This is a genomic window from Enterobacter sp. D2, assembly GCF_034427575.1.
GTDB classification, from domain to species: domain Bacteria; phylum Pseudomonadota; class Gammaproteobacteria; order Enterobacterales; family Enterobacteriaceae; genus Enterobacter; species Enterobacter cloacae_M.
In genome coordinates, this window is sequence record NZ_JAXQPP010000004.1 from 59,064 (window position 1) to 79,963 (window position 20,900).

Sequence of the window (20,900 nt, forward strand, 5' to 3'; positions counted from 1 at the left end):
AAGCCTCCGGGCAAAAATCATACATACAAAAATATAACCCTCTGTAAATTACAGGGCATGGTGAGCGGCTTCGCTATGCCCAAAATCTGGAGACAGATTGCGATGGATATTCCAGTTACCGCTACAAAAACCGGGCGTCGCCGCTACCTGACGCTGATTATGATCTTTATTACCGTGGTCATTTGCTATGTAGACCGCGCCAACCTTGCCGTGGCATCGGCCCATATCCAGGAAGAGTTTGGCATCACCAAAGCGGAAATGGGCTACGTCTTTTCGGCGTTTGCCTGGCTGTATACTTTATGTCAGATCCCGGGCGGCTGGTTCCTTGACCGCGTGGGTTCACGTCTGACCTATTTCATTGCCATTTTCGGCTGGTCAGTGGCGACCCTGTTCCAGGGCTTCGCGACCGGGCTGATGTCGCTGATTGGCCTGCGCGCCATCACCGGGGTGTTCGAAGCGCCCGCGTTTCCGACCAACAACCGTATGGTGACTAGCTGGTTCCCGGAACACGAGCGCGCGTCCGCCGTTGGCTTTTACACCTCCGGGCAGTTTGTCGGCCTGGCGTTCCTGACGCCGCTGCTGATCTGGATCCAGGAGCTGCTGAGCTGGCACTGGGTATTCATCGTCACGGGTGGGATTGGCATTATCTGGTCGCTGATCTGGTTCAAGGTTTACCAGCCGCCGCGTCTGACCAAAAGCATCACCAAAGCCGAGCTGGACTACATCCGCGACGGCGGTGGCCTGGTGGACGGCGATGCGCCGGTGAAAAAAGAGGCGCGCCAGCCGCTGACCAAAGCGGACTGGAAGCTGGTCTTCCATCGTAAGCTGGTGGGTGTTTATCTGGGCCAGTTCGCGGTGACCTCCACGCTGTGGTTCTTCCTCACCTGGTTCCCGAACTACCTGACCCAGGAGAAGGGGATCGCGGCGCTGCAGGCGGGCTTTATGACCACCGTGCCGTTTCTCGCAGCATTCTTCGGCGTGCTGCTCTCCGGCTGGCTGGCCGATAAGCTGGTGAAAAAAGGCTACTCGCTGGGCGTGGCGCGTAAAACGCCGATCATCTGCGGCTTGCTGATCTCAACCTGCATCATGGGTGCCAACTACACCAACGATCCGGTGTGGATTATGACCCTGATGGCGGTGGCGTTCTTCGGTAACGGTTTCGCCTCTATCACCTGGTCGCTGGTGTCGTCCCTTGCGCCGATGCGGCTGATTGGCCTGACCGGCGGCGTGTTCAACTTTGTCGGCGGGCTGGGCGGGATCACCGTACCGCTGGTCATCGGCTACCTGGCGCAGGACTACGGCTTCGGCCCGGCGCTGGTCTATATTTCTGCCGTGGCGCTGATCGGGGCACTCTCCTACATCCTGCTGGTGGGCGACGTGAAACGAGTAGGCTAATCTCTGCGGATGTTTTACCCTGATGCATTCACCGTGCATCAGGGTATCCTCATGAAACAAATCACCTTCGCTTCCCGCAACCACCAGCTGACCAACATCAATACCTGGACGCCGGACAGCCAGTGGCTGGTCTACGACGTGCGCCCGTCCGGTGCGTCGTTCACCGGTGAAACCATCGAGCGGGTCAATGTCGCGACGGGTGAGGTAGAGGTGGTTTATCGCGCGACTGACGGCGCGCATGTCGGCGTGGTGACCGTTCATCCTGCAGAAGAGAAATATGTCTTTATCCACGGCCCGAAAAACCCGGATGCAGACTGGCACTACGATTTTCATCATCGTCAGGGAGTGGTTGCGCAAAACGGTCATGTGAGCAACCTGGACGCGATGGATATCACAGCGCCTTACACCGCAGGCGCGCTGCGCGGCGGCAGCCACGTCCATGTCTTCAGCCCAAACGGGCAGCTCGTCAGCTTTACCTATAACGACCATGTTCTGCACGAACGCGATCCTAAACTTGATTTACGCAACGTCGGCGTGGCTGCGCCTTACGGCCCGGTGAACCCGCGCGGGAACCATCCGCGCGAATATTCAGGTACATTCTGGAGCGTGCTGGTCAGCCGCACGACGCCCAACCCGCAGCCGGGCAGCGACGAGATTAACCGCGCCTACGAAGAGGGCTGGGTGGGCAACGACAGGCTGGCGTTCATCGGCGACACCCTGTCTGAGCAGGGTGAAAAAGTCCCGGAACTGTTTATCGTAAATCTGCCGGAAGACGAGCAGGGCTGGAAGCATGCGGGCGATGCGCCGCTACAGGGCACGACGGAGACCCTGCCAGCGCCGCCTGCGGGTGTGAAGCAGCGTCGTTTGACCTTCACGCATCAGAGGGCGTACCCGGGCCTGGTGAACGTGCCGCGTCACTGGGTTCGCTGCAACCCGCAGGGGACACAGATTGCGTTTCTGATGCGGGATGATAACGGCATTGTGCAGCTGTGGCTGATCTCTCCTGAGGGAGGCGAGCCGCGCCAGTTGACGCGTACCGGGAGCGATATTCAGTCAGCATTTAACTGGCATCCTGCGGGCGATCGTCTGGGGTTTGTGCTCGAAAATCGGATCGCCTGCTGCGACGCACAGACCGGAGAGGTGACGTTTTTGACGTCCGATCACGGCAACCCGCCGTCTGCTGATGCGGTCGTGTTTTCCCCTGACGGGCGCGTTATTGCGTGGATGGAGGAGACAGCCGGTTTCCGTCAGCTTTGGGTGACGGAAACCGCGCAGTACTAGCGTGGAGGCATTTCAGCGGGCGGGATGACGGCGTTTGTCGCCAGATTTTCCTGCTCGCTTTTCTCTACACGCGAGCGTACGGAGTTGTCCTTACGAAACATATCCCACGGCAGCAGAAGCGTATCCGCCACGGCCGTAAACGGCATATCCAGGATAACCAGGGATTTGGTGCCCCAGTTTGTATCGTCATCGGAGATCATCGCCGCGCTGGCGCGCGTCCCCGGATATGTTCCTTCTTTACCGCCGGTGTGAGACATCACGCTCGAACACCCGCAAAGTAAAACTACCCCGCTGAACGTCGTCAGCTTTATCAGAACATTTTTCATCATCACTCAGTCATCGTTAATGGCACTGCATAGACCTGCAACTCAGGGTTATAGCGAGCCTTATCCAAAATGGATAGCTCTATAACCCCGCACTGTGGCAGCCATCGCAATTTAACCCTTTGTGCTGTTGTCCCAGTCTAAGCGAGATGCAGGAAAGTGCAAAAAAAAGTGCAGCTGTCGTTCTTGAAAAGCCCGATTGCAGACCCATTTTAAGAATGTGGCCCGATAACGAACTCGCCTGATGGGTGTTCGGGGGCGCAAAGGCCTGTCCATGGTGGAAGGCTACAATTTCTCGCTGATTTCAGGAGTTTTATTTATGCGTAACTTCGATCTTTCTCCGCTATACCGTTCTGCAATTGGTTTTGACCGCCTGTTTAACCATTTAGAAAATAACCAAAGCCAGAGCAACGGCTACCCTCCATACAATGTTGAGCTGGTTGACGAAAACCACTACCGCATCGCCATTGCCGTCGCCGGTTTTGCAGAAAACGAACTGGAGATCACCGCGCAGGACAACCTGCTGGTGGTGAAAGGTTCCCATACGGCCGAGCAGAAAGAACGTACCTACCTCTATCAGGGCATCGCCGAGCGCAACTTTGAACGCAAATTCCAGTTAGCCGAGAACATTCACGTTAAAGGCGCGAACCTGGTTAACGGTCTGCTGTTTATCGAACTGGAACGTGTGATTCCGGAAGAGAAAAAACCGCGCCGTATCGAAATTAACTAATTACGCGGGTCGCGTGAGCGGCCCACCCGAACTTGCTTGCCGTAACGGGAGCATATGCGAATCCATCAGGATTTGCAGGAATAACTGTGCACAAAATTACACTGTGCCGAACTCGCTTCTCAGAAGGAGATTTAGTATGCGTAACTATGATTTATCCCCCCTGCTGCGTCAGTGGATTGGTTTTGACAAACTTGCTAACGCCCTGCAAAGCACCACCGAGCAACAGACGTTTCCGCCGTACAACATCGAAAAAAGCGACGATAACCACTATCGCATTACCCTTGCGCTGGCCGGTTTCCGCCAGGACGATCTGGACATCCAGCTTGAAGGCACTCGCCTGACCGTGAAGGGGTCGCCGGAAAAACAAGAGACCGAGACCAAATGGCTGCATCAGGGGTTGGTTAATCAGCCGTTTAGCCTGAGCTTTACCCTGGCAGACCATATGGAAGTGTCCGGCGCAACGTTTACCAACGGTCTGCTGCATATCGACCTGATCCGCAACGTGCCGGAAGCCATCGCGCCGCAGCGTATCGCCATTAGCGAGCGGCCGGCGTTGAACAGTTAGCACTGTGCGGGCTGATGCCCTCACCCTGGCCCTCTCCCTGTGGGAGAGGGTGAAAAGATAAAGCCCTGCCCCGGCAGGGCTTTTTTGTGCGCCATCACCCATACAACCGCCCCCGGCTCTGAGAGAATCCTTAGCATAACTAAGGTTATGCTAAGGGAGTGGGTCATGAGTGATATCGCGTTAACCGTCAGCGTGTTGGCCCTGGTCGCTGTTGTTGGCCTGTGGATAGGTAATATCAAAATCCGCGGCGTCGGGTTTGGGATAGGCGGGGTACTGTTTGGCGGCATTTTTGTCGGGCACTTCGCCGACAAGCTCGGGCTGGTCCTCAGCGCCGAAATGCTCCACTTTACCCAGGAGTTCGGCCTGATCCTCTTCGTTTATACCATCGGTATTCAGGTGGGACCGGGCTTTTTCGCCTCACTTCGGGTTTCCGGTTTACGGCTCAACCTGTTTGCCCTCGGCATTGTGGTGATGGGCGGGCTGGTCACCGCAATTCTGCACAAAATCTTCGATATCCCGCTCCCCGTGGTGCTGGGCATTTTCTCCGGGGCGGTTACCAACACGCCTGCGCTCGGTGCCGGGCAGCAAATCCTGCGCGATTTGGGTATCGAACCCGGCATTGTCGACCAGATGGGGATGAGCTACGCCATGGCCTATCCGTTTGGGATTTGCGGCATTCTGCTTTCCATGTGGCTGGTGCGCGTCCTGTTTCGCATTAACGTCGACAAAGAGGCGAAGGACCATGAAACCACGCTCACCAACGGCCATATGCCAATTAAAACCATCAACATTCGGGTCGATAACCCCAACCTGAACAATATGGCGATTCAGGACGTGCCGATTCTGAACAGCGCCAATATCATCTGCTCCCGCCTCAAGCGTGACGATATGCTGATGGTGCCTGGCCCCGGCACCGTCATTCAGCAGGGCGATCTGCTGCACCTGGTCGGCCAGCCCGGAGATTTAAACAACGCGCGGCTGGTGATTGGCCAGGAAGTGGATACCTCGCTCTCAACCCGCGGCACCGATATGCGCGTGGAACGCGTTGTGGTGACTAACGAACACGTTCTTGGCAAGAAAATACGCGATCTGCAGGTAAAAGAGCGCTATGACGTGGTGATCTCTCGCCTTAACCGTGCGGGTGTTGAACTGGTCGCCAGCCCGGAGGCCAGCCTGCAGTTCGGGGATATCCTCAACCTGGTCGGGCGCCCGTCGTCCATCGACGCCGTGGCGGATATGGTGGGTAACGCCCAGCAAAAGCTGCAGCAGGTGCAGATGCTGCCGGTGTTTATCGGTATCGGGCTCGGCGTGCTGCTCGGTTCTATTCCTGTGTACGTGCCGGGCTTCCCGGTGGCGCTCAAGCTGGGCCTGGCGGGTGGACCGCTGATTATGGCGCTGATCCTCGGGCGTATCGGCTGTATCGGGAAGCTTTACTGGTTTATGCCACCGAGCGCCAACCTGGCGCTGCGCGAGCTGGGTATCGTGCTGTTCCTGGCGGTGGTCGGGCTGAAGTCCGGCGGGGATTTTGTCGATACCCTGGTCAAGGGCGAAGGGATGAGCTGGGTAGGCTACGGTATCTTTATCACGGCGATCCCGCTGCTGACGGTGGGAATACTGGCGCGGATGTTCGCCAAAATGAACTACCTGACGCTGTGCGGGATGCTGGCGGGCTCCATGACCGATCCACCCGCGCTGGCTTTTGCCAACAACCTGCACGCCACCAGCGGTGCGGCCGCGCTCTCCTATGCCACCGTCTATCCGCTGGTGATGTTCCTGCGCATCATCACCCCGCAGCTACTGGCGGTGCTGTTCTGGGGGATGAGCTAGTAAATCTTCCGGGTGGATGCGCCGCAGATGGTAGTCCACCTGGTAATCACTGGTATTTCGGAACATTACGGAATAATTGAGGAACTCGCCGCTGTCGCTGTAGGAGAGAGACGTAATTCGCAGCAGCGGCGTCTGTTCCGGCAGGTTCATATAACCGGCCAGCGTTTTATCTGCCAGCACCGGCGTCAGGCTCTCGTAGTTGCCGCTGATAGTGATCCCGCACTCCTTCTCGATGTAATCAAACTTAGACCCCTCAAGATGCGCCAGCGACAGATTGCGGAACAGCTTCACCGGCATAAAGCTGTCCTCCAGCATCAGCGGCTTCCCGTCCACGTAGCGCACCCGCCGGGAAAAGTAGATCCGCTCATCCACCTGAATCCGCAGCTGGCTGGCGATAGCGGGCGGGGCGGGCATCACTTCAAACTGTAAGACCTTACTCTGCACCTCTTTTCCCTGCTGCCGCAGCACCTCCACCAGCCCGGTCAGGTTGGTGGTTTCGTGGTGAACGTCTTTGCGCGAGACAAAGGTTCCGCTGCCGTGCCGCCGCTCAACCAGCCCCCAGCTCACCAGCAGATCGAGCGCCTTGCGGATGGTCATTCGCGCCACGCCGAACTCCTGCGCCAGCGCCTTTTCGCCGGGCAGCGGGCTGCCGATGTTGTAGTCCGACGAATTCAGCCGCAGCCGCAATCTGTCGGCGATAGATTTGTAGATCACCAGTAGACCTCTCTGCCCTTATCAGAGCGTGGATTGTGTCCTGACATGTCCATGTTTACCTCAAAAAGTAGACCTGATTGGTCAAAATAAAACCATGAATGCGATCACGAATCGCAGCGGCACGCCATGTTCGCGCATCAGTAAGTTCTTATGCTCACCTCAGGCCAGCAAAAAACCATAAAGGCCTCTACCCCTACAGGTTGTTTCATGAGGATTTAAAAATGCTCAGTCAAATACAACGTTTTGGCGGTGCCATGTTTACCCCGGTGTTGCTGTTTCCGTTCGCCGGGATCGTGGTGGGAATCGCCATCATGCTTCGCAACCCGCTGTTTGTCGGCGAAGCGCTAACGGCCCCCGATCATCTTTTCGCGCAGATTGTTCACATCATTGAAGAGGGCGGCTGGGCGGTGTTTCGCAATATGCCGCTGATTTTTGCCGTTGGCTTACCGATTGGCCTGGCGAAGCAGGCGCAGGGCCGAGCCTGTCTGGCGGTGCTGATTAGCTTTCTGACCTGGAACTACTTCATTAACGCGATGGGGATGACCTGGGGCCACTTCTTCGGCGTCGACTTCTCCGCCGAGCCGACGGCGGGTAGCGGGCTGGCGATGATTGCCGGCATCAAAACGCTCGATACCAGCATCATCGGCGCCATTGTGATCTCAGGTATCGTCACCGCCATCCACAACCGCTACTTCGACAAGCCGCTGCCGGTCTTTCTGGGGATTTTCCAGGGCAGCTCGTTTGTCGTTATCCTCGCGTTCTTCGTCATGATCCCCTGCGCCTGGCTGACGCTGCTGGGCTGGCCAAAAGTACAGATGGGCATTGAGTCCCTGCAGGCGTTTCTGCGCTCCGCCGGTGCGCTGGGCGTGTGGGTGTATACCTTCCTGGAACGCATTCTGATCCCAACCGGATTGCACCACTTCGTCTACGGTCCGTTCATCTTCGGCCCGGCGGCGGTGGAAGGCGGGATTCAGGTCTACTGGGCACAGCACCTGCAGGAGTTCAGCCAGAGCACCCTGCCGCTGAAAACCCTCTTCCCGGAAGGCGGGTTCGCGCTGCACGGCAACTCAAAAGTGTTTGGCTCGGTCGGGATTGCGCTGGCGATTTGGTACACCGCGTCGCCGGAAAACCGCGTCAAGGTGGCGGGGCTGCTGGTGCCGGCCACGCTCACCGCCGTGCTGGTGGGCATCACGGAACCTCTTGAGTTCACCTTCCTGTTTATCTCGCCGCTGCTGTTTGCCGTCCATGCGGTGCTGGCGGCGACTATGGCAACGGTGATGTACGCCTTTGGCGTGGTCGGGAACATGGGCGGCGGCCTGCTGGACCAGTTCCTGCCGCAAAACTGGATCCCAATGTTTCATAACCACGCCTCGACGGTATTCACCCAGATCGGCATCGGCGTCTGCTTCACCGGCATCTACTTCGCGGTCTTCAAAACGCTGATCGAACGTCTGAACCTGAAAACGCCGGGCCGGGAAGAGAGCGAAATCAAACTCTACAGCAAGGCCGACTATAAGGCGGCGCGCGGGCAAACCACCGTCCCGGCCGCGGCCAGCCAGCAGGTCGGGCAGGCCGCCGGATTCCTGCAGGCGCTCGGCGGCGCGGCCAACATCGAAAGCATCAACAACTGCGCCACCCGCTTGCGCATTGCGCTGGTGGATATGGCGAAAACCCAAAGCGATGACGTCTTCAAAGCCCTCGGCGCCCACGGCGTGGTGCGACGCGGCAACGGCATTCAGGTGATTGTCGGCCTGCACGTTCCTCAGGTGCGCGACCAGCTGGAATCGTTGATGAAAACTCCTTTAACAAATGAACAAACCACCCTGACAGAGGCTATATCATGAAAAAATTCTCAGTTGTCATTGCAGGCGGCGGCAGCACCTTTACGCCTGGTATCGTCCTGATGCTGTTAGCCAACCGTGACCGTTTCCCGCTGCGCGCGCTGAAGTTCTATGACAACGACGGCGCACGTCAGGAAACCATCGCCGAAGCGTGCAAAATCATCCTCAGGGAGCAGGCGCCGGAGATCGAATTCAGCTACACCACCGACCCTAAAGCGGCGTTTACCGATGTGGATTTTGTGATGGCGCATATCCGCGTGGGCAAATACCCGATGCGCGAAAAAGATGAAAAAATCCCGCTGCGCCACGGCGTGCTGGGCCAGGAAACCTGCGGACCGGGCGGCATCTCCTACGGCATGCGCTCGATCGGCGGCGTGCTGGAGCTGGTGGATTATATGCAGCAGTACTCCCCGAACGCGTGGATGCTGAACTACTCCAACCCGGCGGCGATTGTCGCGGAAGCCACGCGTCGCCTGCGTCCGAACGCCAAAATCCTCAACATCTGCGATATGCCGATCGGCATTGAAGGGCGCATGGCGCAGATTGTCGGCCTGAAAAACCGCAAAGAGATGCGCGTGCGCTACTACGGTCTGAACCACTTCGGCTGGTGGACGTCGATTGAAGATCTCAACGGCAACGATCTGATGCCGAAACTGCGCGAATACGTGGCGAAAAACGGCTATGTGCCGCCTTCGGAAGATGCGCATACCGAAGCGAGCTGGAACGATACCTTTGCCAAGGCCAGAGATGTACAGGCGCTTGATCCGGATACCATGCCGAACACCTACCTGAAGTATTACCTGTTCCCGGACTATGTGGTCGCGCACTCCAATCCGGAACGCACCCGCGCCAATGAGGTCATGGATCACCGTGAAAAGCATGTGTTCAGCGCCTGCCGGGCAATTATTGAAGCCGGTCACTCCGCCGCCGGTGAGCTGGAAATCGACGAACATGCGTCGTACATCGTCGATCTGGCGACGGCGATTGCCTTCAACACCCAGGAGCGGATGCTGCTGATTGTGCCTAACAACGGGGCCATCCATAACTTTGATGCCGACGCGATGGTGGAGATCCCGTGCCTGGTTGGCCATAACGGGCCGGAGCCGCTCACGGTGGGCGATATTCCGCACTTCCAGAAAGGGCTGATGAGCCAGCAGGTGGCGGTGGAAAAACTGGTGGTGGATGCCTGGGAGCAGCGCTCGTACCAGAAACTCTGGCAGGCGATCACCCTGTCGAAAACCGTGCCGAGCGCGTCCGTCGCGAAAGCGATTCTGGATGACCTGATCGCGGCCAATAAGGACTACTGGCCAGAGCTGCACTAATCGTCCTGACCGGCATCGCCCGATGCCGGTCTCCTTGTCCTTGTCGATTTACGCTATGCTGAAGCCTGCCTGGAGCACGACAAGGAACCCTCATGAAAATTTCCCGCCTCGGCGAAGCGCCGGACTACCGCTTCTCTCTGGCTAATGAACGCACTTTTTTAGCGTGGATCCGCACCGCGCTGGGCTTTCTTGCCGCAGGGGTGGGTCTCGATCAGCTCGCGCCCGATTTCGCCACGCCGCTGATTCGCGAAGTGCTGGCGCTGCTGCTGTGCCTGTTTGCGGGCGTGCTGGCGATTTACGGCTACCTGCGCTGGCTGCGCAATGAGAAGGCGATGCGTCTGAAGCAGGATCTGCCCTATACGCGCGGGCTGCTGATTATCAGCACGATTCTGCTGACGGTGGCGGGCGTGGTGATGGTGCTGGTGTTCTATGGCGGATAGCCGCAAAGCGCGGCGCGAAGCGGACCCCGGCCTGCAGCCGGAGCGGACGTCGCTCGCCTGGCTGCGCACGCTGCTGGGGTATGGCGCGCTGATTGCCCTGGCGATCAAGCACAACTGGCACCGCACAGGGGTGCCATTCTGGATTTCCATTATTGTGCTGGCGCTGGTGGCCATTATTTTATGGCGCTATACCCGCAGCCGTAACCTGATGGACGTGGCGCAGAACGATTTTGTACAGCCGAAGGCGGTGCGGGATAAGTTCCTGATCGCGCTCGCTGTTCTCTCGCTGTCGCTGCTGTTTGCGGTAACTCATATTCAGCAAATTTTGAGCCTGTAAGCCCGGTGGCGGCTACGCTTTACCGGGCCTGCAACTGCCGCGAACCGTAGGCCGGGTAAGGCGCAGCCGCCACCCGGCATAATTACTTCCCTTTCGCCAGATACTTCGCCATCTCGTCTTCCGGCACCATCCCGCCGCCGGTCGCCCAAACCAGGTGGGTAACGTTGGTATGCGAATGAACGCGCACTGGACCGGCCATCCCCGCCAGCGCCGACGGCTCCAGGCGAATGCCCTCCTCCTGCGCCAGCCAGCCGAGCATGTCGTACATGCTCTGATCGGAGAGCGTATAGAACCCGTCGAGCAGGCGCTCCATCGCGCGGCCCACGAAGCCGGAGGCGCGCCCTACCGCCAGACCGTCCGCCGCCGTCACGTTATCAATGCCCAGATCCTGCACCGCGATCTCATCGTGCAGGCCGGTGTAGACGCCGAGCAGCATGCACGGGGAGTGCGTTGGCTCCGCGAAGAAGCAGTGGACGTTATCGCCAAAGGCCAGCTTCAGGCCAAACGCCACGCCGCCAGGGCCGCCGCCAACGCCGCACGGCAGGTAGACGTACAGGGGATGATCGGCATCCACCACGCGGCCCTGTTCGGCAAACTGCGCCTTTAGCCGCTCGCCTGCAACGGCGTAGCCCAGGAAAAGGGTGCGGGAGTTTTCATCGTCAATGAAGAAACAGTTCGGATCGCTTTCCGCCGCTTTTCGTCCCTGCTCCACCGCCACGCCGTAATCCTGCTCATATTCCACGACGATGACGCCGTGGCTGCGCAGTTTGGCTTTCTTCCATTCGCGGGCGTCGGCAGACATATGCACCGTCACCTTAAAGCCGATGCGGGCGCTCATAATGCCGATGGACATCCCAAGGTTGCCGGTTGAGCCTACCGCAATGCTGTACTGGCTGAAGAAGTCCTTAAAGCGCGGTTCCAGCAGAACGCTGTAGTCGTCTTCAACGCTCAGCAACCCGGCTTCCAGCGCCAGTTTTTCCGCATGGGTCAGCACCTCATAGATGCCGCCGCGCGCTTTGATCGAGCCGGAGATCGGCAGATGGCTGTCTTTTTTCAGCAGCAGCGTGCCGGGAATAGACTTCGCAGATTCTTTCTCCAGCCGCTTTTGCATCGCCGGGATGGCAACCAGTTCGGATTCGATAATCCCGCCCGTTGCCGCCGTTTCCGGGAAGGCTTTCGCCAGGTACGGCGCGAAGCGGTTGAGGCGCGCGTGCGCGTCGTCCACGTCGGCTTTGGTCAGCCCGACGTACGGCAACCCTTCTGCAAGCGTCGTGGTGCGCGGGTTAAGCCAGGTGGTTTCTTTCAGAGCAATCAGATCCTCAACCAGAGGAAACTGTGCGGTTAAAGTAGTGATAGTTGCGTTTTCCATAATACGTCTCTTCGCGCTCAGATAATGAAGGAAAGCAGGAATGTGCCGCCAAGTGCAAGCACCGAGGCGATAAACGTCGCCGTCGTATAGTATTTGAAGGTCTCGTTCAGGGTAGCGCCGCAGTATTGCTTCACCAGCCAGAAGAGAGAATCGGTCACGATCGTGCAGCCAATGGCACCGGAACCGATGGCAATGGTGATGATCTCCGGGCTCACGTTCGGGTAGAGCGGCAGCATCGGCGCGACTATCGCCGTGGCGCCCATCATCGCCACCGTCGCGGAGCCGACGGCGGCATGCAGCACCAGCGCCACCAGCCAGGCGAGCAGGATAGGGTGCATGTGCAGGTTCGAGAGAATATGCGCCAGCGAGTCCGCCAGTCCGCTGGTTTTCAGGATGGCGTTAAACGCGCCGCCCGCGCCGATAATCAGCAAAATGTTGGCGATAGAGCCGAAGCCGTGCTCGGTATGCGTCAGCATCGTGCCCATGCCCATATGCTGGCGTATCCCCAGCAGGTAGTAGGCGACAAACACGGCGATAAACATCGCGGTGATCGGGTTGCCGATAAACTCCAGCAGCGTATACAGCGTGCCTTCTTTCGCCATATTCAGCTCGGCGATGGTTTTCACCAGCATCAGGGCAATCGGCAGCAGCACCGTGAACAGCGTGGCGCCCAGCGACGGCAGGGTGTGCTCTTCCCGCACCTTCAGGTCTGAAAATTCCGCCGGAACCGGTTTAAACGGCAGACGATTGCCGAGCAGTTTCAGGAACAGCGGGCCGCCGACCAGCGAGGCCATCAGGCCCACCATCAAACCGTAGACAATGACCGTTCCGACGTCCGCGCCTAATTTATTGGTCACAAACAGCGCGGCCGGATGCGGCGGAACTACGCAATGCACCGCCATCAGCGCGGTACAGAGCGGAATGGCCAGCTTGAGCAGCGACGTGTTGGTCTTTTTGGCGATGGAAAACGCCAGCGGGATCAGCAATACCACGCCCACTTCCACGAATAGCGTGATCCCGCAGATAAGGCCCACCAGCACCATAATCACGTCCGCCGACAGCCAGCGGCAGCGCTGCAGTGCGATCCCGATGCGTTCGGCCGCGCCGGAGACTTCCATCATCTTGCCGAGAATGGTGCCCAGACCAATCACCGCCGCCAGGAAGCCCAGCGTACCGCCAATTCCGCTCTCGATGGCGTTCACCATATCCAGCGGGCTCATCCCCATCATCGCGCCGACGAAAAAGCTCGCCAGCAGCAGCGCGAGGAACGGGTGAAACTTCAGTTTTACGATGGTTAAAACAATCAACACAATGCTGACCAGCAGCGTTGCCACAACCCAGACCTGAGATCCCATATCTCACCTCACCCTTATGTCATCTGTGGGTATTGGACGAAAAAACGGCGTGGGCTGACAAACGATATAAATTGGCGTTCAGGTGAGCCAGATTGGATCAACTGAGTGACTGCGCTCTAAAAAGCGCACTTAATTTGTATTAGGTTCACATAAATTCACCCTTGAGCGGTATGCTGAGCGCAGAAAACCCACGTGAGAATTGTGATGACCGATGCGAATGAAGCCAGAAACCGCCTGTTAAACGGCTGGCAGCTGTCGAAAATGTATACCTTTGAAGTGGCCGCCCGGCATGAGTCCTTCGCCCTGGCGGCGGAGGAGCTGTCGCTCAGCCCCAGCGCGGTGAGCCACCGCATCAACCTGCTGGAAGAGGAGCTGGGCATTCAGCTGTTTGTCCGCTCGCACCGTAAAGTTGAGCTGACGCAGGAGGGAAAGCGCGTTTACTGGACGCTGAAATCATCCCTCGATACCCTGAATCAGGAGATCCTGGATATCAAAAACCAGGCGCTGTCCGGCACGCTGACGGTCTACTCCCGGCCGTCGATCGCCCAGTGCTGGCTGGTGCCCATGCTGGGGGACTTTACCCGCCGCTATCCGTCGATTTCACTCACCATCCTGACCGGCAATGATTACGTCAATATGCAGCGAACGGGCGTCGATCTTGCGCTCTATTTCGACGATACGCCGCCAAACCACCTCTCTCATCACTTCCTGATGGACGAGGAGATTTTGCCCGTCTGCTCACCGCAGTATGCCCGCGAGTATGAACTGCTGAAAAACCCCGATAACCTCAGCCACTGCACGCTGCTGCACGACCGTCAGGCCTGGAGCAACGATTCCGGGACGGATGAGTGGCTGAGCTGGGCGCAACACTTTGCGGTGAATATGCCGCCATCGTCGGGCATTGGTTTCGATCGTTCCGATTTAGCGATTATTGCGGCCATCAACCACGTCGGCGTCGCGATGGGCAGAAAGCGGCTGGTGCAGAAACGGCTTGAACGGGGCGAGCTTATCGCCCCGTTTGGTGAAAAGACCCTGAGATGCCATCAGCACTACTATATCTCGACGCTTTCCGGTCGTCAGTGGCCGAAAATAGACGCCTTTATCGGCTGGCTGAGAGAACTGGCAGGTTGAAGAATTATTACGCTTTCGCTCTACACGAAATGTGAAAAAGCGTGCTAAATACAGGTAATGCTTTCGATTTATCCAGGGTAAACCGTGTTAAAGCCTTTTATTGCCTGTGCATTACTGATCTCTTCCGGCTGGGCGATGGCCGCTGAGCCGCCGCTGACGGCTGCCCGTTATGCGCAGCAGTTGGGCGTCGGGATGGATGTGGACTGGGCGCGCACCGAGCGCGGCATACGTGAATTCGACCCGCTGGTGGTCCGCGATTTTCGTGCAAAAGGCATTACCCACGTGCGCATCCGCGTGGCCGATGAGCCGACGGAAGCGCGGTTAATTCACCTGCGCAAGCTGGTAGAAGCCTGCGAGCAGTATGGCGTGATCCCGATAATTGCTTATCAGGCTGATGAATATAAAAACGACCCGAAAGCCGATAACGAGAAAGAGACGATCAACTGGTGGATTGCCGTGGCGCACTATTTCGGTCAGAGCTATCCGCTGCTGGGTTTTGATCTCATCTATGAGCCGGCCGACAAGCTTAACCACAACCTCGCGTCGCTAAACCGCGTGTATGAAAAAACCATTAAAGCGATCCACGACATGGACCCGCAGCGCATGATCTTTGTTGCGCCACGCCTGCGCGCCGCGCCGGAGGATTTATCCAGCCTGAAGCTGCCCGCGCACAGTCAAAACTACCTGCTGGCGGAGTGGCATATTTTCCCGTGGGGGCCGCTGAAAAATAGCGGTAAATACCCGTGGACGTCCGGCACGGCGGCGGAGAAAGCGGCTATCCATAATCGCATCAATACCGCGCTGCGCTGGCAGCAAAAAACCGGGCACGTTAGCTGGGTCGGGGGCTGGGGCGTGGGAGAGTCAAACCACCTCACGCCAACCGCTTCGCAAATGGCGTTCTCCACCTTTATGGCCTGCGAGCTGCAAAAGGCGAAAATCCCGTATGCGCTGAACGCGGATTTCCAGTTTTACGATGGGGAAGAGGGGGCCTGGCGGCCCGCGCCGGAGCCGTTGTTGCAGGCGATGATTGCGCCCGTCTGTGAAAAGCCCGGCGAGAAGCCGGGCCATCATGCGGTTAAACCGGCTGCTCGTGATGCGGAACACGCGACGCCAGCGGCAGCCAGCACAGTAAAATCAGCAGCCCCATCAGCGTCATCAGCAGGCCCAAACTAGCCTGCCCGGTCTGCGGCATCATCGCCGAGAGCCAGGCCAGCGCGCCGGAGCCGATATTCTGCAAACCGCCCACCAGCGCGCCAGCCGTGCCTGCGAGGAACGGGAACGGCTCCATCGCGCCGCTGGTCGCCAGCGGGAACAGCATCCCCGCGCCGAAGAAGAACAGCGCTGCCGGGATGAGCAGCGTCCAGACCGTCATCACGCCAAATAGCCCCGGTATCCACATCATCAGGCCCGCCAGCAGACAGCTGATCACCGACTGCCACATCAGGGTGGAGAAGCGTTTGTTCGGGCGTCCGGCAAACCACGCGCCGAAGAACGCCGCCGGGATCGGCAGAATAAACAGAATACTCACGACCATGCTGTTCAGGCCCAGACCCGCGCCCAGCAGCACGCCGGAACAGGCTTCAAACACCGCAATGCCCGCCAGGCCGCCGATCAGCATCAGCAGGTAGCAGGTAAACGACCCGTTGCCAAACAGCGTTTTATAGCTGGTGATGAGCTTCGTGCGCGGCGCGTCCTGCGGGCGCGTTTCCGGCATCCAGCGCGCCATGCTGAAGGTGACAATCACGCACAGCACCAGCAGGAAGGCGTAGCAGGCGCGCCAGGACCACATCGTGTCCAGCAGGCCGCCAATCAGCGGGGCGAGAAGCGGGCTGACCAGAATTCCCATATTCAACAAGCTGTTGGCATGACGGAGCTGGGTGCCCTGATACATATCGCGCGGTAAGGTTCGCGCCATCACCCCACCGACGCCGGTCCCGACGCCCTGCAGGGCACTGGCGGCAATCAATACGGTCAGGCTGTGCGTGGTAATGGCAATCACCGTCGCCACCATGAAAATGCTCATGCCCACCAGGATCACCGGGCGACGCCCGACGCGGTCAGACAGCGGGCCGTAAAAGAGCTGCGAAACGCCATAGGTCAGCAGGTAGGCTGCCATCACGCTCTGCACCGCGCCCTCGCGGACGTTCAATTCCTTTGCCATGTCGGCAATCGCCGGAATGTAGATGGTTTGCGCCATCTGACCGACGGCCACCAGTAACACCAGCATCAACAATAAGTTAACGTTCCTTTGTTTTTTCATGTCGCTGAATACTTTTGCCAAAAGAGAAAAATGAAGAATAAGTGACTGCGCATTCCCATAAATGCGCGAGGAATCTACCACAGAGAGATGACAATTTAAGCATTGTCGTGGTGAATGAAAAAACCGGGAAAGGCAGGATTTGTAAACAAGATCGGCAACTAATGTTGCCAGTGATTTACGCCATGCGCAGCAGAATAGCGCCGCCGGCAATACCCAGCGCCGCCGCGATACGCAGGCCCGCAACCTTCTCTTTTAAAAGGACAAACGCGATCAGTGCCCCAAAGAGTATGGAGGTTTCACGCAGCGCCGCGACCACCGCCAGCGGCGCCTGCGTCATTGCCCAAAGCGCCAGACCGTAAGATCCCATGGTTCCCACTCCGCCGAGCAGCCCCTTTTTCCAGTGCAGGCGCAGGTAGCTGGACGCCTCGCGCCGACGCGCCACCATTGCCCAACTCAACAGGCAGAAGCCGTTCATAAAGAAGGTCCACAGCGTATAGCCCAGCGCGGTGTTCGACAGACGCACGCCGGTGCCATCCACCAGCGTATACCCGGCAATAAAGCAGGCGTTCAGCAGCGCCAGCCCGATCCCTTTGCGTGACCGTATGCGGCCATGCATCGCCATCGCCAGAATTGACAGGCAAATTACTCCGATACCGGACCAGGCGAGCCACGAGAGACGATCGCCGAGCGCCAGCACGCCGATCAGCGCCACCAGCAGCGGGGCGGTGCCGCGCATCAGCGGATAGGTCTGGCTCATATCGGAGACCTGATAGGTTTTCGCTACCAGCACGGTGTACACAACCTGTAAGGCGCAGGAGACGATCAAAAACGGCCAGCTTGCAGCAGATGGCTGTGGGGAAAACGGCAGTAAGACCAGAGCGATAACCGTGGCGGATCCGCTGACGCTTATGGCGGAATAGAGCTTGTCCGTTCCGGCCTTAACGATGGCGTTCCAGCTGGCATGCAGCAGCGCGGCGAAGAGCAAAATGCAAAAAACGGTGATGGTCATAGCGTATCGGGTGGTGAATTGTCACTCAACTGTAACATTCACACCCTGATGCTGCCAGCCGGCTACACGGCACAAAAAAGGCGGTGCGTCACCCGCGGCTCGTCCGAGACCAGCGTAAAACCCGCCTGGCGATAGAAGCCGTACGCGCTCTCCGGTGCGTGGGTATTCAGGAAATCAAACCAGATGCTGGCATCGGCCATCACCACGGTTAAAAGCTGTTTGCCAATGCCCAGCCCGCGGCACTTCTCGCTGACATAGAGATGGCGAATACGTCCGGCGCGCGGCTGCTGACTGAACGGATCGCGGTTGAGGCCGCACACGCCGACCAGCCTGCCGTTGAGAAACGCGCCCAGCAGCTTTTCACCCGGCGCGTTAAAGCGGTTCTCACCACGCTGCCAGTTATCTTCCAGCCTGCGCAGCATGTTGAAATTCAATGCGATACTTTCAGCCTTCAGGGCGATATACCCCGGCTCATCTGGTGTGACGGGCTCAATTAACAGACGCGACATAGCATTCCCTCGTTATTAAAGAGGGGCGGTTGCCCGCCCCTCTCAGGTGCGACTTGAACCTGAATTACCGAAGGAATTTCAGGACAGCATCAAGTAGTTGCAGTACAGCAACAATGAGTTTGAGGATAAGTATCACCATATCCACTACGCTCATACGCGTCTCCTTTTGGTTAAAAGGAGCACGATGCTGGCGTACCTTTCCGCCGCCTGTTGCCAGCACCTGGATTGACGTAACACAGTGTGCTCACTTCAGGGGTTAAGGCACTGACGGCACCACCCGTTTCAGCCAGGACTTCTTTGCGCCGGTAAAACTGCGGCCCCCTCGCTCACTGTGAACACCCTCAGTATAGATAAATACTGTATGCATGAACAGTGTTTTTTGGACAAAATCAGGAAGGCGATCCATACTCAAAAGCGTCAAAATCCGTGCCGGAATTGCGCGTTCGTCTTCGATCGCGTATACTTTTTGCGTTGACGTAACACAGTGTGTTCTGCGGCGACCAACCGCAAAACCCTGATAAAAACCTCGCTCCGGCGGGGTTTTTTGTTTTCTGGTCTGCCTCATAAAAAACTGCTCGATGAGCGAGGGTTCTGCTGCTTGGCTTCGAAGTGGGCTAGCCAGGATCGTTTAAACCACTCTATTTAATGGAGAGGTATTAGATTCATTTTATAAGATAACACCACTTAATGTGTAAACTAATATAACTTACTAATACCTCTCAAGTAATTTAATTACTTCGCGTATAACAATAATAAATAAAAGTGAGCCAACTTATTTTTTACGTGAATGTTTAGTTGAAATAATTTCACTTGTTTGAAACTCAGCGCTTTCCAGGGTATATTTTCAGAGCCGCAAATATTGTATGGATACATTATGCAAGCATCTGATTATTTAAAGATGAAGTTCCAGAGTGACAGGCAGTTGGCTATTTATGGACAGCAAGGCGTTGCAGGGACATGGAGAGCATTAAAGGGGATCGGTTCTGATATTTACTCAGGAATGGAGCGTGTGAGTTGGTACTCATCATGCGTAATCCCGAGCTATCACGATGTGTGTGATGAGCTTCTCTCAGAAGAAAAGAGAATGTACCTCTCAATTCTCTCGCTTTACCGTTATCGCGATGTAATAGCACGCATGCTATACCTTTATTTTGAACGTGTTATTACCGATTCTGAAAATGGAAATGAACAAAATCTCGTTCGTAAGATGGATTCAAAATTCACCGGACTTGTTAAAAACATACCAACAAACAAGGCCATGCGTTTAGCGATAGCATTGGGGCTGGCCAAATCCCTTTCCGAATCAGGCCTGCTCTCTGAAATCGTCGTCGAACGGCTTGCACGCCGCGTACCTAACGTTGTCATGGCGCTTCAATTGATTGGAACAGACCAGAAGTGCGCTCTTGCTACCCGTCGCCTGAAAACACTGGACCCTCAGTATTACGCCACCCTCTATGCCGCACAACTGGAGATGCTTTACTACTTTATTGAGCCTTTCCTGTCCGAGCTCATTAAGAAAGTACAAATGGGATTCTATAAGGATTTCGATGCAATTTATGACGACTTAAAGGACAAGAGGCATGTTTAAGAGTCTGCTATCAATTCTGTTTTCGGATGTTTTATTCCCCGTTTATATTTTTGCGTGCGCCTCTTTGTTCCTTTGGTTGGTGCCTGACCACTGGGTATTACTAACATTCATTTCTATTGTTGTGTTTATTATTGTGCATCCGATAATTTTCGGCCGCTTTGATAAGTACGATTGAATTTATAAAAAGGATTTTTTATGTCAAACCCAGCTTATTTGTTTCTAACAGATGAAAATGGTTCTCCCATGGTTGGACCTTGCCTTGTGTCAGGACGTGAAGGTGCAATTGAACTCAAATCGTTCACTCATAATGTTAACATTCCAGTCAACGGGAATACCGGGAAATTGACGGGGACGCGCATACACATGCCCGTTATGTTTCAGAAGGAATTTGATCGTGTAACCCCGGTTTTATTTCGGGCGCTGAGTACAGGAAGAACGCTCCAGTCAGCCACCATTAAGATGTACCAGATTAATGAGGCGGGTTTAGAACAGGAGTATTTTAATATCCTCCTGGAGAATGTGAAAATAACCTCAATCACACCAGACCTGTATCCCGGCGCAAACACCGGAACACACCTTGAAACGGTTCTCATACGCTACGAGAAAATCACCTGGAAGCATTGCGACGGCAATGTCATCTACAGCGATTCCTGGAATGAGCCAGCAACCTACTGAAACGTGATCCCTGACGCATTTTTGCGCAGATGAAAATATTTCCATTGTCACGCCCGAAAACCTGTGTTTGTATAAATTCCATCAATGATTCCAAACACAGGTCCCCAATGACTTCATCCATCTTCACTTCGACCCTACTAAAAACTGCGCAACCAGCCGCAGTGGTCGTCGTGCGTGTGGTGGTGGTCGTCGGCAATGCGCCGTAGGGACTGGATCAACACACGAATCC

The 20,900-nt window shown here is 56.6% G+C and carries 23 protein-coding genes and 1 other annotated feature; of the genes, 14 read left to right on the forward strand and 9 right to left on the reverse strand.

All coding sequences use genetic code 11. The annotated features are described in order from the left end of the window. Positions 1-57: 57 nt before the first annotated feature. Both SPG90_RS17865 and SPG90_RS17870 read left to right on the forward strand, forming a co-directional pair. On the forward strand, positions 58-1,395 hold the full coding sequence (locus tag SPG90_RS17865; RefSeq protein ID WP_080298643.1) for an MFS transporter: 1,338 nt from the start codon (positions 58-60) through the stop codon (positions 1,393-1,395). Between the two features lie 51 nt (positions 1,396-1,446). Continuing rightward, entirely contained in the window at positions 1,447-2,676 is a 1,230-nt protein-coding gene (locus tag SPG90_RS17870; protein ID WP_047635108.1) for a DUF3748 domain-containing protein, read from the forward strand. On the opposite strand, the gene SPG90_RS17875 is transcribed toward SPG90_RS17870, so the two are convergent. Then, on the reverse strand, positions 2,673-3,005 hold the full coding sequence (locus tag SPG90_RS17875; RefSeq protein WP_024907391.1) for a YceK/YidQ family lipoprotein: 333 nt from the start codon (positions 3,003-3,005) through the stop codon (positions 2,673-2,675). The two genes, SPG90_RS17870 and SPG90_RS17875, sit on opposite strands and share 4 nt — an antisense overlap. Positions 3,006-3,253: 248 nt before the next feature. Next, positions 3,254-3,325, forward strand: a sequence feature (ROSE (Repression Of Heat Shock gene Expression) occurs in the 5'-region of heat shock genes and acts as an RNA thermometer to modulate expression.). Between SPG90_RS17875 and ibpA the strand changes: the two genes are divergently transcribed. The 3 genes from ibpA to SPG90_RS17890 all read left to right on the forward strand — a co-directional run bounded on the left by ibpA (position 3,319) and on the right by SPG90_RS17890 (position 6,121). After that, positions 3,319-3,729 (forward strand): small heat shock chaperone IbpA, encoded by a 411-nt coding sequence (ibpA, locus tag SPG90_RS17880; protein ID WP_008500162.1) that lies wholly within the window; start codon positions 3,319-3,321, stop codon positions 3,727-3,729. (Overlaps the previous feature by 7 nt.) 136 nt (positions 3,730-3,865) lie before the next feature. Further along, a complete protein-coding gene (gene ibpB / locus SPG90_RS17885; protein ID WP_023309816.1) occupies positions 3,866-4,294 on the forward strand; it encodes a small heat shock chaperone IbpB in 429 nt (142 codons plus the stop codon). A gap of 165 nt (positions 4,295-4,459) precedes the next feature. Continuing rightward, a complete protein-coding gene (locus SPG90_RS17890; protein ID WP_126303957.1) occupies positions 4,460-6,121 on the forward strand; it encodes a putative transporter in 1,662 nt (553 codons plus the stop codon). Here the strand turns inward: SPG90_RS17890 and SPG90_RS17895 are convergent. Further along, positions 6,089-6,835 carry a GntR family transcriptional regulator gene (locus SPG90_RS17895; RefSeq protein ID WP_063440101.1) on the reverse strand — a complete coding sequence of 249 codons (747 nt, stop codon included), beginning with the start codon at positions 6,833-6,835 and terminating at the stop codon, positions 6,089-6,091. The two genes, SPG90_RS17890 and SPG90_RS17895, sit on opposite strands and share 33 nt — an antisense overlap. A gap of 221 nt (positions 6,836-7,056) precedes the next feature. On the opposite strand from SPG90_RS17895, the gene SPG90_RS17900 reads away from it, so the two are divergent. The 4 genes from SPG90_RS17900 to SPG90_RS17915 all read left to right on the forward strand — a co-directional run bounded on the left by SPG90_RS17900 (position 7,057) and on the right by SPG90_RS17915 (position 10,775). After that, positions 7,057-8,679 (forward strand): alpha-glucoside-specific PTS transporter subunit IIBC, encoded by a 1,623-nt coding sequence (locus tag SPG90_RS17900; protein WP_126303955.1) that lies wholly within the window; start codon positions 7,057-7,059, stop codon positions 8,677-8,679. Next, entirely contained in the window at positions 8,676-9,998 is a 1,323-nt protein-coding gene (locus tag SPG90_RS17905; RefSeq protein ID WP_023309820.1) for a 6-phospho-alpha-glucosidase, read from the forward strand. Before SPG90_RS17900 ends, SPG90_RS17905 begins: the two co-directional genes overlap by 4 nt. 92 nt (positions 9,999-10,090) lie before the next feature. Continuing rightward, complete coding sequence (locus SPG90_RS17910) at positions 10,091-10,438, forward strand: YidH family protein (protein WP_023309821.1); 348 nt, start codon at positions 10,091-10,093, stop codon at positions 10,436-10,438. Further along, positions 10,428-10,775 carry a DUF202 domain-containing protein gene (locus tag SPG90_RS17915; protein ID WP_023309822.1) on the forward strand — a complete coding sequence of 116 codons (348 nt, stop codon included), beginning with the start codon at positions 10,428-10,430 and terminating at the stop codon, positions 10,773-10,775. The genes SPG90_RS17910 and SPG90_RS17915 overlap by 11 nt, the downstream gene beginning before the upstream one ends. An 82-nt stretch (positions 10,776-10,857) precedes the next feature. On the opposite strand, the gene dsdA is transcribed toward SPG90_RS17915, so the two are convergent. Together dsdA and dsdX are read right to left on the reverse strand one after the other, a co-directional pair. Then, positions 10,858-12,144, reverse strand: coding sequence for a D-serine ammonia-lyase (dsdA, locus tag SPG90_RS17920; protein ID WP_045354657.1), 1,287 nt, complete (start codon positions 12,142-12,144; stop codon positions 10,858-10,860). Positions 12,145-12,161: 17 nt separating this feature from the next. Continuing rightward, positions 12,162-13,499 carry a D-serine transporter DsdX gene (gene dsdX, locus SPG90_RS17925; RefSeq protein WP_023309824.1) on the reverse strand — a complete coding sequence of 446 codons (1,338 nt, stop codon included), beginning with the start codon at positions 13,497-13,499 and terminating at the stop codon, positions 12,162-12,164. 204 nt (positions 13,500-13,703) lie between these two features. On the opposite strand from dsdX, the gene dsdC reads away from it, so the two are divergent. Together dsdC and SPG90_RS17935 are read left to right on the forward strand one after the other, a co-directional pair. Beyond that, positions 13,704-14,630, forward strand: a complete 927-nt coding sequence (gene dsdC / locus SPG90_RS17930) for a DNA-binding transcriptional regulator DsdC (protein ID WP_322408259.1) — start codon at positions 13,704-13,706, stop codon at positions 14,628-14,630. 84 nt (positions 14,631-14,714) lie between these two features. Beyond that, complete coding sequence (locus tag SPG90_RS17935) at positions 14,715-15,803, forward strand: cellulase family glycosylhydrolase (protein ID WP_239631631.1); 1,089 nt, start codon at positions 14,715-14,717, stop codon at positions 15,801-15,803. Here the strand turns inward: SPG90_RS17935 and emrD are convergent. The 5 genes from emrD to SPG90_RS17960 form a co-directional block, all read right to left on the reverse strand. Then, positions 15,706-16,890, reverse strand: coding sequence for a multidrug efflux MFS transporter EmrD (gene emrD / locus SPG90_RS17940; protein WP_126303949.1), 1,185 nt, complete (start codon positions 16,888-16,890; stop codon positions 15,706-15,708). The two genes, SPG90_RS17935 and emrD, sit on opposite strands and share 98 nt — an antisense overlap. Before the next feature lie 175 nt (positions 16,891-17,065). After that, on the reverse strand, positions 17,066-17,899 hold the full coding sequence (locus tag SPG90_RS17945; RefSeq protein ID WP_023309828.1) for an EamA family transporter: 834 nt from the start codon (positions 17,897-17,899) through the stop codon (positions 17,066-17,068). A 62-nt stretch (positions 17,900-17,961) separates the two neighbouring features. Next, a complete protein-coding gene (locus tag SPG90_RS17950) occupies positions 17,962-18,408 on the reverse strand; it encodes a GNAT family N-acetyltransferase (protein WP_023309829.1) in 447 nt (148 codons plus the stop codon). Positions 18,409-18,472: 64 nt separating this feature from the next. Next, positions 18,473-18,562 (reverse strand): type I toxin-antitoxin system toxin TisB, encoded by a 90-nt coding sequence (tisB, locus tag SPG90_RS17955; RefSeq protein WP_023309830.1) that lies wholly within the window; start codon positions 18,560-18,562, stop codon positions 18,473-18,475. Positions 18,563-18,664: 102 nt separating this feature from the next. Further along, positions 18,665-18,973, reverse strand: coding sequence for a hypothetical protein (locus tag SPG90_RS17960; protein WP_164554888.1), 309 nt, complete (start codon positions 18,971-18,973; stop codon positions 18,665-18,667). A 309-nt stretch (positions 18,974-19,282) separates the two neighbouring features. Between SPG90_RS17960 and SPG90_RS17965 the strand changes: the two genes are divergently transcribed. From SPG90_RS17965 to ivbL, 3 genes are all read left to right on the forward strand, one after another. Beyond that, positions 19,283-19,996, forward strand: coding sequence for a hypothetical protein (locus tag SPG90_RS17965; protein ID WP_126303947.1), 714 nt, complete (start codon positions 19,283-19,285; stop codon positions 19,994-19,996). A gap of 195 nt (positions 19,997-20,191) precedes the next feature. Next, a complete protein-coding gene (locus SPG90_RS17970; RefSeq protein ID WP_126303945.1) occupies positions 20,192-20,671 on the forward strand; it encodes an Hcp family type VI secretion system effector in 480 nt (159 codons plus the stop codon). A 107-nt stretch (positions 20,672-20,778) separates the two neighbouring features. Then, positions 20,779-20,877, forward strand: a complete 99-nt coding sequence (gene ivbL / locus SPG90_RS17975; protein ID WP_057979964.1) for an ilvB operon leader peptide IvbL — start codon at positions 20,779-20,781, stop codon at positions 20,875-20,877. The last annotated feature ends 23 nt before the right edge of the window (positions 20,878-20,900 follow it).